The sequence below is a fragment of the Flexivirga sp. B27 genome, assembly GCF_052905685.1.
This window is the reverse complement of the sequence record NZ_JBPYUM010000001.1, coordinates 753,975-767,746: the sequence shown is the minus strand read 5'-3', so window position 1 is coordinate 767,746 and position 13,772 is coordinate 753,975. Positions and strand designations below refer to the sequence as shown.

12 protein-coding genes are annotated in these 13,772 nt (G+C 68.9%); 6 read left to right on the top strand and 6 right to left on the bottom strand.

Features of this window, described 5'->3' with window-relative positions; genetic code table 11:
- Positions 1–94: 94 nt before the first annotated feature.
- Positions 95–697, bottom strand: a complete 603-nt coding sequence (locus ACSZL9_RS03660) for a flavin reductase family protein (protein ID WP_446664107.1) — start codon at positions 695–697, stop codon at positions 95–97.
- 68 nt (positions 698–765) lie between these two features.
- On the opposite strand from ACSZL9_RS03660, the gene ACSZL9_RS03655 reads away from it, so the two are divergent.
- Together ACSZL9_RS03655 and ACSZL9_RS03650 are read left to right on the top strand one after the other, a co-directional pair.
- Positions 766–2,088, top strand: coding sequence for an MFS transporter (locus ACSZL9_RS03655; RefSeq protein WP_446664106.1), 1,323 nt, complete (start codon positions 766–768; stop codon positions 2,086–2,088).
- The gene (locus tag ACSZL9_RS03650; protein WP_446664105.1) at positions 2,081–3,490 is read left to right on the top strand and encodes a pyridoxal phosphate-dependent decarboxylase family protein; all 1,410 of its coding nucleotides are present in this window, start codon (positions 2,081–2,083) and stop codon (positions 3,488–3,490) included. The genes ACSZL9_RS03655 and ACSZL9_RS03650 overlap by 8 nt, the downstream gene beginning before the upstream one ends.
- On the opposite strand, the gene ACSZL9_RS03645 is transcribed toward ACSZL9_RS03650, so the two are convergent.
- Together ACSZL9_RS03645 and ACSZL9_RS03640 are read right to left on the bottom strand one after the other, a co-directional pair.
- Positions 3,450–4,295 carry a slipin family protein gene (locus ACSZL9_RS03645; RefSeq protein ID WP_446664104.1) on the bottom strand — a complete coding sequence of 282 codons (846 nt, stop codon included), beginning with the start codon at positions 4,293–4,295 and terminating at the stop codon, positions 3,450–3,452. The two genes, ACSZL9_RS03650 and ACSZL9_RS03645, sit on opposite strands and share 41 nt — an antisense overlap.
- Positions 4,268–4,765 (bottom strand): NfeD family protein, encoded by a 498-nt coding sequence (locus tag ACSZL9_RS03640; protein ID WP_446664103.1) that lies wholly within the window; start codon positions 4,763–4,765, stop codon positions 4,268–4,270. The genes ACSZL9_RS03645 and ACSZL9_RS03640 overlap by 28 nt, the downstream gene beginning before the upstream one ends.
- A 143-nt stretch (positions 4,766–4,908) precedes the next feature.
- On the opposite strand from ACSZL9_RS03640, the gene map reads away from it, so the two are divergent.
- A complete protein-coding gene (gene map / locus ACSZL9_RS03635) occupies positions 4,909–5,688 on the top strand; it encodes a type I methionyl aminopeptidase (protein WP_446664102.1) in 780 nt (259 codons plus the stop codon).
- A 26-nt stretch (positions 5,689–5,714) separates the two neighbouring features.
- On the top strand, positions 5,715–6,233 hold the full coding sequence (locus tag ACSZL9_RS03630; protein WP_446664101.1) for an N-acetyltransferase family protein: 519 nt from the start codon (positions 5,715–5,717) through the stop codon (positions 6,231–6,233).
- 105 nt (positions 6,234–6,338) lie between these two features.
- Here the strand turns inward: ACSZL9_RS03630 and ACSZL9_RS03625 are convergent, their stop codons facing one another.
- Complete coding sequence (locus tag ACSZL9_RS03625; RefSeq protein WP_446664100.1) at positions 6,339–6,887, bottom strand: MarR family winged helix-turn-helix transcriptional regulator; 549 nt, start codon at positions 6,885–6,887, stop codon at positions 6,339–6,341.
- An 83-nt stretch (positions 6,888–6,970) separates the two neighbouring features.
- On the opposite strand from ACSZL9_RS03625, the gene ACSZL9_RS03620 reads away from it, so the two are divergent.
- Positions 6,971–8,203, top strand: a complete 1,233-nt coding sequence (locus ACSZL9_RS03620; RefSeq protein WP_446664099.1) for an MFS transporter — start codon at positions 6,971–6,973, stop codon at positions 8,201–8,203.
- 112 nt (positions 8,204–8,315) lie between these two features.
- Positions 8,316–11,963: a chromosome segregation protein SMC gene (gene smc, locus ACSZL9_RS03615; RefSeq protein WP_446664098.1), complete on the top strand. Its 3,648-nt coding sequence runs from the start codon at positions 8,316–8,318 to the stop codon at positions 11,961–11,963.
- Between the two features lie 176 nt (positions 11,964–12,139).
- Here the strand turns inward: smc and ACSZL9_RS03610 are convergent, their stop codons facing one another.
- Together ACSZL9_RS03610 and ACSZL9_RS03605 are read right to left on the bottom strand one after the other, a co-directional pair.
- Entirely contained in the window at positions 12,140–13,183 is a 1,044-nt protein-coding gene (locus ACSZL9_RS03610) for a hypothetical protein (protein ID WP_446664097.1), read from the bottom strand.
- Positions 13,184–13,371: 188 nt separating this feature from the next.
- Positions 13,372–13,770, bottom strand: a complete 399-nt coding sequence (locus ACSZL9_RS03605; RefSeq protein WP_446664096.1) for a RidA family protein — start codon at positions 13,768–13,770, stop codon at positions 13,372–13,374.
- Between the last annotated feature and the right edge of the window lie 2 nt (positions 13,771–13,772).

Below are 13,772 nucleotides of genomic sequence, written 5' to 3'. Positions count from 1 at the left end.
TACTCGTCGGTCTCGTGCGGAGTGCCTCGTGCGGAGTGACGGTCTCGATACGCGGCTCGTGCCTCACTGCTGCTCGACCACCACCACGAGGGACTTAATCGGGGCGACGCATGTCCAGCCGCGTGTCGGCGGTGATGCCGTAGTAGGTCGTGGGTCCGCCGGCGCGCAGCAGCGGGTCCGCGGCGAGCGTGTCGAAGACGCCGCTGTCGATCAGCCGCTCGTCGATGTGCACGCCGACGACCTCACCCACCACGAACCAGCTGCCGACGGCTGCGCCCTGCGCGGACTGCAGCGGGACGATCTGCGTCACGCGGCATTCGAAGTTGACCGGAGACGCCGCGACCCGGGGCGCGCTGATCTCGGTCGACGGCGCCGCCTCCAGACCGGACACCTCGAACTCGTCCACGTCGTGCGTCGTCGACGTTGCGTTCATCTGCTCGGCAACTTCGCGGGTCACCAGGTTCCAGGTGAATTCCCTTGTGGTGTCGCAGTTTCCGACCGTGCCCTTCCAGCCGTTGCTGGAGAAGCCGATCAGCGGCGGCCGGTAGTGCAAAGCGTTGAAGAAGCTGTATGGCGCCAGGTTGCGCCGCCCGTCCGCGTCGAGCGTGCCGATCCAGCCGATCGGCCGCGGCGCGACGATCGAGTTGAACGGGTCGTGGGCGAGCCGGTGGCCTTCGGCGGGTCGATAGAAGTGCACATGCCGATTCAACTACGTGCAGCGCGGAAATCGAGACGGGGCAGGCTACGCCTGCGTAGGTTGTGGGCATGGCGACTGGCGGCGAGCTTCCGGGCCGTGTGCGCGCCGGCTACGGGCTCGGATCGGTGGCGACCGGCGCCTTCGGCACCGTGCCGGGCCTGATGTTGCTGCCCTACCTGACCGACACCCTCGGCATCACGGCACTGATCGCGGGCGTCATCGTCTTCGCGCCCAAGGCGTGGGACGTCATTCTCAACCCGATCGCCGGCCGGGTCAGTGACCGCTTCGTCGACCCGCGCGGGCCGCGGCGGCCGTTCCTGCTGCGCTTCGGGCTGGCGCTCGCGGTCTGTTTCGCGGTCCTCTTCGCCGGGCCCGACCTCGGCTCGAAGTGGCTGAATGCCGGCTGGGTGCTCGTTGCCTTCGTCGCATGCGCGACGGCATACGCATTCTTCCAGGTGCCCTACATCGCGATGCCGGCCGAGATCACCGACAGCTATCACGAGCGCACCCGGCTGATGACCTGGCGCGTGTCGGTGCTGGCGTTCGCGATCATGGCGAGCGGCGCGGCTGCACCGGCGATCCGCAACGCGTTCGGCGGGCGGGCCGGTTATCGGGTGATGGGCGTGGCGATCGCGCTGTTGCTCGTCATCGGGGCGATCGGTGCGTATGCCGGCACGCGCCGCGCGCCCATCGGGACAGTTGCGCCCCGGCCCGGGTCGATTCGGGAGCAGCTGCGGTTGGTGGCCGGTGAGCGCGATTTCCGTTTGCTGCTGGGCACTTTCGTGCTGCAGGCGATCGCGACCGGCGCGATGCTCGCGGGCGTCGACTACATGTCGCGCTGGGTGCTGGGCGACGACAACCTGTCCACGGTGCTCTTCGTCTGCTTCGTAGGGCCGGCGCTGGTGTGCACGCCGTTGTGGGGGAGGGCGGGCCACCGGGTCGGCAAACGCGTCGGGTATGTCGCGGCGTCGCTCGTCCTCGCGGTCGCTGCGCTGGTCATGATCGGTGCGCGATCCCTGCCGCACTGGAGCGTCTTCGTCGCCACCGGACTGGTCGGTGTCGGGTATGCCGGCATCCAGCTCTTCCCACTCGCAATGCTGCCCGACGTGGCTGCGCGCGACGCAATACGCACCGGCAGCAACCGGATCGGCGTCTACACGGGTGTGTGGACGGCGGGGGAGACGCTCGGTCTCGCGGTCGGTCCCGGCGTCTACGCGTTGGTGCTGGCGATCGGCGGTTATGTGTCCTCGACGTCCTCCGGTCATCCGCAGCCGGGTTCGGCGCTCACCGCGATCACTCTCGGGTTCTCCCTGGTGCCAGGCATTCTCGTTCTCGTCAGCTTGGTTCCGTTGCTCCGCTACTCCCTCACCGAAAGGTCTCTCGATGCCTGACCCGCAGATCCTGGAGCAGCTGCACGCGATGCAGCAGCACGACGTGCCGGTGCACGGCGGCCGAACACTGGCCTATGTCTACGACTCCGGCCTGGCGGATGCCGACGAGACCGGCCGCGCAGCGGTCGCGGCCTACGCCGGCTCGAACGGCCTCGACCCGACGGCCTTCCCGAGCCTGCTGCAGATGGAGAACGAGCTGGTCGGCTTTGCCTGCAACCTGCTCGAGGCACCCGAATCCGCCGTGGGCACAGTGACATCCGGCGGGACCGAGTCCGTGCTGCTCGCGGTGCAGACCGCCCGGGACGCCCACCCGGAGGTCTCCCAGCCGCGGATGGTGTTGCCCGCCACCGCACACGCCGCGTTTCACAAGGCGGCGCACTACTTCGGCGTCGAGGCGGTCGTGGTGCCGGTGGGGGAGGATCACCGGGCAGATGCTGCTGCGATGGCGGCCGCGATCGACGAGCGGACCGTGCTCGTCGTGGCGAGTGCCCCGTCATACGCGCACGGAGTGGTGGACCCGGTGACCGAGATCGCCGCGGCAGCAGCCGCGCGCGGCGTGCGGTGCCATGTCGATGCGTGCATCGGCGGCTGGGTGTTGCCCTACGCGCAGCGGCTCGGGCGACCGCTGCCGCCGTGGACCTTCGCCGTCGACGGTGTCACCAGCATCTCGGTGGACCTGCACAAATACGCCTACGCACCCAAGGGCACGTCAATCCTGTTGCACCGCAACGCGACTCTGCGACGGCCGCAGTTCTTCGCCAGCGCGCAGTGGCCCGGCTACACGATGCTCAACTCGACCACGCAGTCGACGAAGTCGGGAGGCCCGCTGGCCGGTGCATGGGCCGTCGTGCGGCAGATCGGTGACGACGGCTATCTGGAGCTGAGCCGCTCGATGCTGGAGGAAGTCGACCGCCTGGTGTCGGCGATCGACGCCATCGACGCGTTGCACACGATCGCCCGGCCGGACTCGACGCTGGTGGTCTTCGGGACCGATGCCAGTTGTGATGTCTTCACCCTCACGGACCTGCTGGCGCGGGCGGATTGGCATGTGCAGCCGCAGCTTTCATTCGACGGGCAGCCGCCGACGATCCACCTGTCGGTGAGTCCGGCGACCGACGTGGATGCCTTCCTGACCGTGCTGCGCGATGCGGTCGCCGAGGCAGTGCGCGTCGGTCCGGCACAGGTCTCGCCGGACATCGCCGAGTTCGTGTCGGCGCTGGATGCGGCGACGCTGACGGATCAGGACTTCGACAACCTGCTGGCGGCGGTCGGCATGGCGGGCGACGGCGGCCTGCCGGAGTCGATGGCGACGGTCAACGCACTGCTGGACATCGCGCGTCCCGCACTGCGGGAGGCGCTGCTCACGGCATACCTCGATCGCCTGTCTCGTCCGACTCGCTGACTGCCGGCTCGTCAGCCGGCGGCGACTCGACGTGCGGTGAATTCGCCTGTCCACCAACACGGTCCAGCAACGGCTGCACGACGTCCAGCGGCAGCGGTATGACGACCGACGACTTGCTGTTGCTGCCGACCTCCATGAGTGTCTGCAGGTAGCGCAGTTGCAGCGTCGTCGGGTTGCGGCTCATCACGTCGGCCGCGTCGGCCAGCTGTGCCGACGCCTGGAACTCGCCCTCGGCGTTGATGACCTTCGCGCGGCGCTCACGCTCGGCCTCCGCCTGCCGGGCGATGGCCCGCTGCATGCTGGAGGGGATCTCGACGTCCTTGATCTCGACCACGGAGACCTTGATGCCCCACGGCTCGGTCTGCTGGTCGATGACCTTCTGCAAGTCCTCGTTGAGGCGGTCGCGCTCGGCCAGCAGGGTGTCCAGTTCGGCCTTGCCGAGCACTGCTCGCAACGAGGTCTGCGCGATCTGGGTGGTGGCGGCGAGGAAATTCTCGACCTCGACGATCGCCTTGTTGGCGTCCATCACCCGGAAGTAGGCGACCGCGGTGACCCGCACCGGCACGTTGTCGCGGGTGATGATGTCCTGCGCCGGCACGTTGAGGGTGACGATGCGCAGGTCGACCCGCTCCATCCGGTCCACGACCGGGATCAGCAGGGCGAGCCCCGGCTCCTTCAGGTCGACCAGGCGACCCAGCCGGAAGATGACCCCGCGCTCGTACTCGCGCAGGATCCGGACCGACGAGCTCAGCAGCGCGATCAGGACGAAGGCGAGGATCACAACGAGAGTGACGGCGGCTTCCATGTCGGCAACACCTCCCATGCGGTCGGGCGGCGCACGGTCACCGAGAGACCGTCGAGTTCAGCGACGATGACCTTGTCACCGGGCGCGGGCAGCGGGTCCTCCCATCCGTAGGCGAGTTCGGCGCGCCAGAGGGCGCCGTCGACGGAGACCTGCCCTTCGTCGCCGGACCAGGACCCGACGACGGCCTTGCGGCCGATCAGCGCGCTCGGCCCGGTCTGCAACTCCCGCTTGCCGGCGACGAACACCTCGCGGGCGATGACCAGCATCGCGATCAGTCCCGTGATCGCCAGCAGCACGGCGACCGGGATCATCACCCACAGGGGCGCACCAGACGCCCCGAGAATGAGGCCGATGCCGCCGGCAGTGGCACACACGCCTGCGACGCCCAGCACTCCGGCGGTGGTCACATGTGCTTCGACAACGAGCAGAATCAGGCCGACCAGCACCGCGGCGACTCCGATCAGAACCATCTCGATCACCTCGTGGGCGGATCGGAGGTTGCCGTGTGGACCAGAGGGGCCAGCGGGTTCGGCAGCCTTCCCCCGTTCCCACTCCCAGGATATCCCTCGGGCGCGATGCGGCACGGCCGGCCGGCTCGGCATACGGTGTCCTGGTGATCGAACTCAAGTCCCCGTCCGAGATCGAGGCGATGCGCCCGGCCGGCCGTTTCGTCGCCTCCGTGCTGACCGCGCTGCAGGACGCAGCCGATGTCGGCGTCAACCTCCTGGAGCTGGATGCGTTGGCGCACAAGATGATTCGCGATGCGGGCGCCGAGTCGTGTTACATCGACTACCACCCCAGCTTCGGGGCGATGCCCTTCGGGAAGGTGCTGTGCACCAGCGTCAACGACGCGGTGCTGCACGGCCTGCCGCACGACTACACGCTGCGCGACGGAGACCTGCTGTCGGTCGACTTCGCCGCGAGTGTCGACGGATGGGTGTCCGACTCGGCGTTGTCCGTGGTCGTCGGCACCCCCGACCCGGAGGACCTGCGCGTCATCAAGACGACGGAGGAGGCGCTCGCCGCCGCGATCGAGATCGCGCGCACCGGCAACAAGCTCGGTGACATCTCGGCGACGATCGGTGAGGTCGCGCGGGCGGCGGGTTACACCGTCAACACGCAGTTCGGCGGGCACGGCGTCGGGCGCACCATGCACGGCGACCCGCACGTGGCCAACGACGGCCGCCCCGGCCGCGGCATGAAGCTGCGGCCTGGCTTGGTCATCGCCATCGAGCCGTGGTTCATGCGCGACACCGACGAGATCTACACCGACCCCGACGGCTGGACGTTGCGCTCGGCCGACGGCTCGCGCGGTGCGCACTCCGAGCACACCATCGCGATCACCGACGGCGACCCGATCGTCTTCACCGACCGCACCACAATCGCCCAATGACGGCTTCCTCGCCGAGAGACGGCGCTATGAAGCCGTCACTCGACGGGGAGACCGTCACTCGGCGCGCGCTGGTCGGCCCGTTGACCGGTGTGCCCGGCGTCCGGGTCGCCGAGGCAACCGCCGATCAGGTCCCGGCGATCGTCGCGCTGCTGGTCGACGACGTGCTGGGCCGGGACCGCGAGTCAGGGGACACTGCGGTGTATGACGAGGCGTTCGCGACCATCGACGCCGACCCGACGGAGCACCTGCTGGTCCTGCTGGACGAGCGCGACACCGTGGTCGGAACGGCCCAGCTGGGTTTCGTGCGGAGTCTGTCGCGCGGTGGCGCCATACGTGCACAGGTTGAGGCGGTGCGAATCGGGGAGTCGTTGCGCGGCCGGGGCGTGGGGCGTGCGTTCTTCGAGTTCTTGATCGACGCTGCGCGCCGGGAAGGCGCCGTGCTGGTGCAGCTGACGAGCGACCTGCAGCGCGGGGGCGCCATACGCTTCTACGAGTCGTTGGGTTTCGTGCACAGTCACGCCGGGCTCAAACTCGCGCTGACCTGACCTGACCCGACCCTCACTCGAGCTCACTCGTCCTGATCCCACGCCGAGTGACGGCGCTTTCGTTGAGTGACGGCGAAATTTCACCGTCAGTCGGCGAGGAAGCCGTCACCGGCGGGAATGGTGCTGCCGGTCGCCCTGTCCTTCGATGTGCGCGCACGCCTTGCGCAGGAGCGCGTTCAAGCGGGTGAGTTCGGCGACGGACAGCCCGCCCAGCAGGTCTTGCTCGGCGGCGCTCCAGCGCCCGATGATCCGATCCCACGCCGAGCGACCGTCGGGCGTGATACGGACGACGACACCGCGGCCGTCGGCGGGGTCGGGGGAGCGCACGATCAGCCCGGCGCGCTCGAGCTTGTCCAGCCGACCGGTCATCGCCGCCCGACTGACGCCCGCGTGCTCGGCGAGACGTGCAGGTGTCGACGTGGCCACACCGTCGTCGACCTGGCCGCCCACCAGGGCGTGCAGCGTCATGAACTCGTCATACGACAAGTCATCGGTCCGCAACAGCTCGCGCAGCGCCTCGCGTGAGTGGCCCGCGAGGCGCACCATCCGAAAGAGCGCGCCTTCGGTCAACCGATCGCGCCCGTCGGCGTCGAGCCACAGGCGTTCCCAGCGTGCGAGGTGCTGATCGGCGACGTCGTCAGGGGTTGCGGCCACGCGCCGGATTCTCGCACAGCCGTCGTCGGTAGTTGGGCGACAACCATTGACAAGTAATTCGGCACCGAATTAGTTTTCTGGGTGTGAAACAGCTCTGGAGGTTCGCCGATTTCCGCTGGCTCGCCCTCGGCCAAGGATTGTCATGGCTCGGTGACGGGTTCGTCGCGGTGGCGTTCGCGGTGGCCGTGCTCACCCACGGCGGCAGCGCGTCCGACCTCGGCATCCCGATCGGCGCGACCATGGCCGGCCGGCTCGTCTTCACGCTGGTCGGCGGCGTCTGGGCCGATCGGGTGCAGCCGACCACGGTGATGCGGGTGTCCGACTGGCTGCGCGCCGCACTCACCACCGGACTCGCGCTCAGCTTCGCGACCGGGCACTGGAACGTCGTCTCGCTGGCGCTCATCTTCGCCCTGCTCGGCGCCGTCGCGGCGTTCTTCGGCCCGGCGATGATGTCGCTGAAGGTGCACCTCGTCCCGCCGGATCAGCGGCAGTCGTCCAACTCGACTCTCGGGATGCTGCAGAACGTCGCGTCGATCAGCGGCCCGGTGCTGGCCGGCATCCTTGTCGCCACGGCAGGCGCGCCCAGCGCCTTCATCGTCAACGCCCTGTCGTATGTCGTGTCGGCGATCTGCATCACCAAGGTGCAAGCCAGGCCGGAGCAGACCGAGCGCTCCTCGTTCCTGCGCGACCTGCACGGCGGGCTGCGGGCGGTCCTCGACCGTCGCTGGCTGTCCGCGGGGATCCTCGCGGCACTCTGCTATCACATCGGCAACGGCGTCGTCCTCATCCTGGTCCAGGTCGTGGCCGTGCGCGACCTCGGTGGCGCACACGCCGTGGGCTGGACCGAGGCGTCGATCGCGATCGGCAGTCTCGCCGGGTTCCTGCTCGCCATGCGCTTGCACCCGAGGCGACTGCTGGTCGCCGGCTACCTGTTGCTGGTGCTGACGCCGCTCGGCATGTTGCCGCTGGTGCCGCCCATGCCACTGCCGGTCGTGATGGCGGGTCTGGTCGTGGGCTTCGCCGCGCTGATGACCTTCTCGGTCTTCTACGAGACGGCGCTGCAGGATCACGTCCCGCCGCATCTGTTCGCCCGGGTGGCCTCCTGGGACATTCTGGGCAGCTGGGCCGTTCTGCCGCTGAGTTCGGCGTCCGCCGGTGTGCTCGCCACCCACTTCGGCACCGGCCGGGTCATCACCTGGTGCGTGGGGTTGATGCTGTTGGCGAGCGTCGGCCCGCTGCTGGTGCCGGACACCTGGCGCATCACCCGCATCACGCACACGCCCCAGGAGGACGCCTCCGCTGCTTCGCCGGTATGACGCGGGCCTGTCGCCACCCGGCGCACGCCCGGTCATTGCGCGGATCTGCGCCCGGTCCGAAGTAGAGTGGCGCCGATCGCCATACGCCACCGCCTGAGGAGCTCGCCCGCTCGTGTACGTCAAGAGCCTCACCCTGAAGGGCTTCAAGTCCTTCGCCTCGGCGACCTCGATGAAGCTCGAGCCGGGCATCACCTGCATCGTGGGCCCCAACGGCTCCGGCAAGTCCAACGTCGTCGACGCGCTCGCGTGGGTGATGGGGGAGCAGGGCGCCAAGAGCCTGCGCGGCGGCAAGATGGAGGACGTCATCTTCGCCGGCACGGCGGGGCGCGCGCCGCTCGGGCGCGCCGAGGTGACACTGACGATCGACAACACCGACGGTGCGCTGCCGATCGACTACACCGAGGTGACGATCAGCCGCACGATGTTCAAGGGCGGCGGCTCCGAATACGCCATCAACGGCACGTCCTGCCGGCTGCTGGACATCCAGGAGCTGCTCTCCGACTCCGGCATCGGACGCGAGATGCACGTCATCGTCGGGCAGGGGCAGCTCGATGCCGTGCTGCGCGCGACTCCGGAGGAGCGGCGCGGCTTCATCGAGGAGGCCGCGGGCGTCCTCAAGCACCGCAAGCGCAAGGAGCGCGCGCTGCGCAAGCTCGACGCGATGGAGGCCAACCTCTCGCGGGTCACCGACCTGACGACCGAGATCCGCCGCCAGCTGGGTCCCCTCGGTCGCCAGGCCGAGACCGCCCGCAAGGCCGCCACCATCCAGGCCGACGTGCGCGACGCCCGGCTGCGGTTGCTGGCCGACGACCTCGCGCAACTGACCAGCAACCTGGAGCAGGAGGTCGCCGACGAGACGGCTCTGCTGGAGCGGCAGCAGTCGGTCGAAAAGTCTTTGGCTGCAGCGAAATCGCGCCTGCAGCAGCTCGAGCATGAAGCCGCCGAGATCTCTCCGGCGCTGACCAAGTCGCAGGAGCAGTGGTTCGGACTGTCATCGCTCAAGGAGCGCATCGAGGCGACCGCGTCGCTGGCCGGCGAGCGGGTGCGATTGCTGTCCGAGGACGACCAGCACGAGGAGTCGCGCTCCGGGCGCAGTCCCGAGCAGCTGCAGCAGCAGGCCGCCAAGGTCCGCGACGAGCACGACGAGCTGCAGCAGCAGATCTCGCAGGCGAAGGTCGCGCTGGAGCAGGCAAGTGAGCGGCGCGCCGACCTCGAGCAGGCACACCAGGCCGAGCAGCAGCGGTTGACCAAGCTGGCCCGTGCCGCAGCCGACCGCCGCGAGGGTCTGGCCAAGCTGGAAGGCCAGGTCGGAGCCCGGCGCAGCCGCACCGAGGCACGCGAGTCCGAGCTCGGCCGCCTCACTGCGAGTATGGCGGAGGTCGTCGAGCGATCCACGCGCGCCGAAAAGGAATTCGCGGCCCTCGAAGCCACCATCGCCCAGGACGAGGCCGGTGAGGAAGACCTCGACACGGCATACGAAGAGGCGCAGAGCAAGCTCGACAAGGTCAAGGAAGAGTTCGAGGCCGCGCGTGAGGACGAGCGCACCGCCGAGCGGGAGCGCACCGGGCACCAGGCGCGGCTGGAGGCACTCGAGCTGAGCCTGCGTCGCAAGGACGGCGCTGCACACCTGCTCGGCGCGGAGGGTTCCAGCGGCCTGCGCGGCTCGGTGTCCGAGCTGGTGTCGGTCGAGACCGGGCACGAGGCCGCGATCGCCGCCGCGCTCGGCTGGGCCGCCGATGCCGTGGTCGCCGACTCCTTCGAGCAAGCCGCCGACGCAGTGCAGACCCTGCGCAGCGACGACGCCGGGCGCGCGGGCCTCCTCTTCGGCGGCGCGACCGCGCAGTCGACCGAGTCCTGGCCGACGTTGCCGTCCGGTGCCCGATGGGCACGCGAGGTCATCGGCGCGCCCGCCGACATACAACCGACGGTGGAGGGGTTGCTCGAGCGAGTCGCGCTCGTCGACTCCATTGATGTCGCGAAAGCCGTTGCTGCACTTGGTGATCGGGTTGTCGCTGTCACGCCCGACGGTGATGTGTATGCCGCGGGCTTTGTCCGCGGTGGCTCCGCCGGAGCACCCAGTCTGCTGGAGATCCAGTCCGCGGTCGACGAGACCCGTGAGCACGTGGAGCAGGCGACCCACCGCCGGGAGAAGGCACAGTTCGCCGCAGAAGAAGCACGCGCGAAGGCCGTCGAGCTCAGCAGCGAGGTCGACGCGGCGCTGGAGCGACTCAACGAGTCCGACGCCCGAATGTCCGCAGTGGCCGAGCAACTCAGCCAGCTCGGTCAGGTGATGCGCGGAGCCAAGGCCGAGCGGGAGCGACTGCAGTTGCAGCACGCCGAGGCGGAGAAGCAGCTCGCCGCCGGCCGCGAGGAGCTGGCCGACCTCGAGCAGCGGCTGGCGGCCGCGTTGGAGGAGCCCTCGGAGGAGGAGCCGACCACCGACGAGCGCGATCGGTTGGCTGCCGAGGCTGCGGCAGCACGCAGTGCCGAGACCGAGCAGCGGCTGTCGCTGCGCACTCGCGAGGAGCGCGCGAAATCGTTGAGCGACCGTGCGAAATCCCTTGAGTCCGCTGCACGTTCGGAGATCGAGGCGCGTGAACGGGCTCGTGCCCGACGCGAGCGTCGTGCGCGCGACGCGCAGGTTGCTCGCGCGGTGCAGGCCGGTGCCGGGCACGCGGTGGGCGTCGTGGTCGAGCTGCTGCAGATCGCGGCCGAGCGCCGCGCGGAGGCCGACCGGATCAAGGGCGAGCTCGACAAGGCACTCAAGGAGGAGCGCGCCCGGGTGACCGCGGTCGGCGACGAGCTGCGCGAGCTCACCGACACCGTGCACCGTGACGAGGTGGCGCGCGCCCAGCAGCGGCTGCGCATCGAGACGTTGCAGACCAAGGCGGTCGAGGAGCACGGCATCGACCCCGACGTGCTGGTCGAGGAGTTCGGGCCGCACCAGCTGATCCCGCACGTGCCCGGCCCCGACGACGACCCCGACAACCTGCCCGAGCCGATCGCCTTCGTGCGCGAGGCCCAGGAGAAGCGCCTGCGGTCCGCGGAGCGCAAGCTGAGCCAGCTCGGACGGGTCAATCCCCTTGCGCTGGAAGAGTTTGCGGCGCTCGAGGAGCGGCACAAGTTCCTCACCGAGCAGCTGGAGGACCTGAAGAAATCCAAGGACGACCTGCTCGACATCGTTGCCGAGGTCGACAAGCGGGTGGAGGAGGCGTTCCGCGAGGCGTTCGAGGACACCGCGCGCGAGTTCGAGGGTGTCTTCAGCCGGCTCTTCCCCGGCGGTGACGGCCGGATCACGCTGACCGACCCGGGCAACATGCTGACCACCGGCATCGAGGTGGAGGCCCGCCCGCCGGGCAAGAAGATCAAGCGCCTGTCGCTGCTCTCCGGTGGCGAGCGGTCACTGGTCGCGGTCGCCCTGCTGGTCGCGATCTTCAAGGCCCGCCCGAGCCCGTTCTACATCATGGACGAGGTCGAGGCCGCCCTCGACGACGCCAATCTCGGCCGACTGATCACGCTCTTCGAGGAGTTGCGCGACTCCAGCCAGCTGATCGTCATCACGCACCAGAAGCGCACCATGGAGGTCGCCGACGCGTTGTACGGCGTCAGCATGCGCGGCGACGGCGTGACCACGGTCGTGTCGCAGCGGATCAAGGACGTGCTGCCCGGCGGTGGCGTGCAGGTCGAGACCACGCACAGCGTGACCGAGGGCAAGACGGTCGAGGATTCCGGCATACCCGCGCTGTCCTCGATGAGCTGACGCTCGAGCCCCGGGCGGCACGGCATACGCCACCTCATTTGCCGAGAGGCCCCCGGATGATCGAGAGGCCCTCCGATTTCGGCCGAAAACGGGCCGAATCGCTGGTCCGCTCGGTGAACGGGGTGCCTGTCGGTGAAATGGAAGGTCGGAGAAGGAGGGGCGGGGTTCAGGCGGGTTCAGCTGACGAACGCGCGCCTGGGAAGCGGACCGTCCGGGACCGGCCAGCCACCGTCCAGCACGGACCGCAGGCGATGCGCGGCGAGCAGCCCGTGCAACTCGCCGGGCGGCAGCGCGTCGTTCCAGCCCCACCGGACCACATCATCGACTGCGGCGTGCCTGCGCAGCCGCTGCTCGCGGTCCTTCTCCTGCAGGAGAGCATCCACCGCGGTTTGTCCCGGATCACCCTCGGGCACAGCGTATTTCAGCATGCCATCGCATTCACCGATGAGCCCGAGCGCGGGCCAATAGAAGTCGGTGCGTCCGATGAGTTCGTCGTGGTCGTAAAAGCGCGCCTGCAAGTCCGGCATCGGCAGGCTGGTCTGGAACATTCGGGTCCGGCTCAACGACTCCAGCGGTGACTCGGCCCGCCCGTCGGCCAGATGTATGGCGAGCTCCGCCATACGACGACCCCTGCGGCCCTTCGGGATCTTCCCGTGCTCGGCGAGCAAGGCGTCTCGCGTGGTCAGTCCGAGATGAAGTGCGTTGTCGCACACGGAGATTGCGGACTCGAGCGGGGCATGCCGTGCATGATCAACGACGGTCCGGTCGTATGGCGTGACCAGCAATCCACCGACCTGCACACTCTCCGGCGCAGCGCTGGCGCGCCGCCGGCGCACGTCAGGGCTACGACCCTTGGTGCCGGATGGCATGACGTATTCGACGAGTTCAGAGCGGTCACCGATGGTCGGGAATGCCCAGACGGCGTCCGCAGTGCCGTGGGAGAACACCATCGGGCGACTCGTGGCCTGCTGCACCATGCACGCCTTCACGATGAGCAGGTCCTCCGGGCTCAGCTCGTCCAAGCCGCTGGCATACGCGCACTGGCGAAGTTTCACCAACTGGCCGGTGTCACTGCCGGTGGGCAGGTCGAACGCCGCCAAGCGGGCAGCGGAGGTCGACCGAACCAGGCCACGCAACCGCTCGACGTGTCTGCTTCGCTCCCGTCGATGGATCTCCAGCTCCCCGGCTGTCGGGTCCGGCACGGCCGCTATCACGCTCATGACGTCCGAGCGTTGCACGCCGGGTTGTCCGCCCGCAGAAGTTGTCCACAGGCCACCTGCCGCCGAGGCCGCCCCTCTTGTCGAGAGGCCCTGCGATGCATTGAGAGGACCCTCGATTCCGGGCGAAATGACCTGGAATCGAGGGTCCTCTGGGCGATCCGTGGGCCTGTCGGCGAAAAAGGGAAGAGTCAGCCCAGGACAGCCATCACGTCGATCTCCACCAGGATCTCGGGGCTGGCCAGCGCGAGCATCGTCGTGGTCCGAGCCGGCAGCACTGCGTCCGCGCCGAGCCGGTCACGCAGGAACGCGCCGTAGGCGTCGTTCATCTCCGCGAAGTCCTTGGGCTCGGTCAGGTAAACCCGCACCGAGATGACGTCGTCCCAGGTCGCCCCACCGGCGGTGAGGATGGCCTCCAGATTGGCGAACGTCTGCGTGGTCTGTGCGGTGAGTCCCTCGACGAGGTTGCCGGTCGACGGGTCGACGCCGGTCTGACCGGAGACCTGCAGGATGCCGTTCTTGACGACGCCGGGGGAGTAGGGGCCGGCGGGTGTCGGTGCGTTGTCGGCGACGATCTGCTGCTTGGGCATGC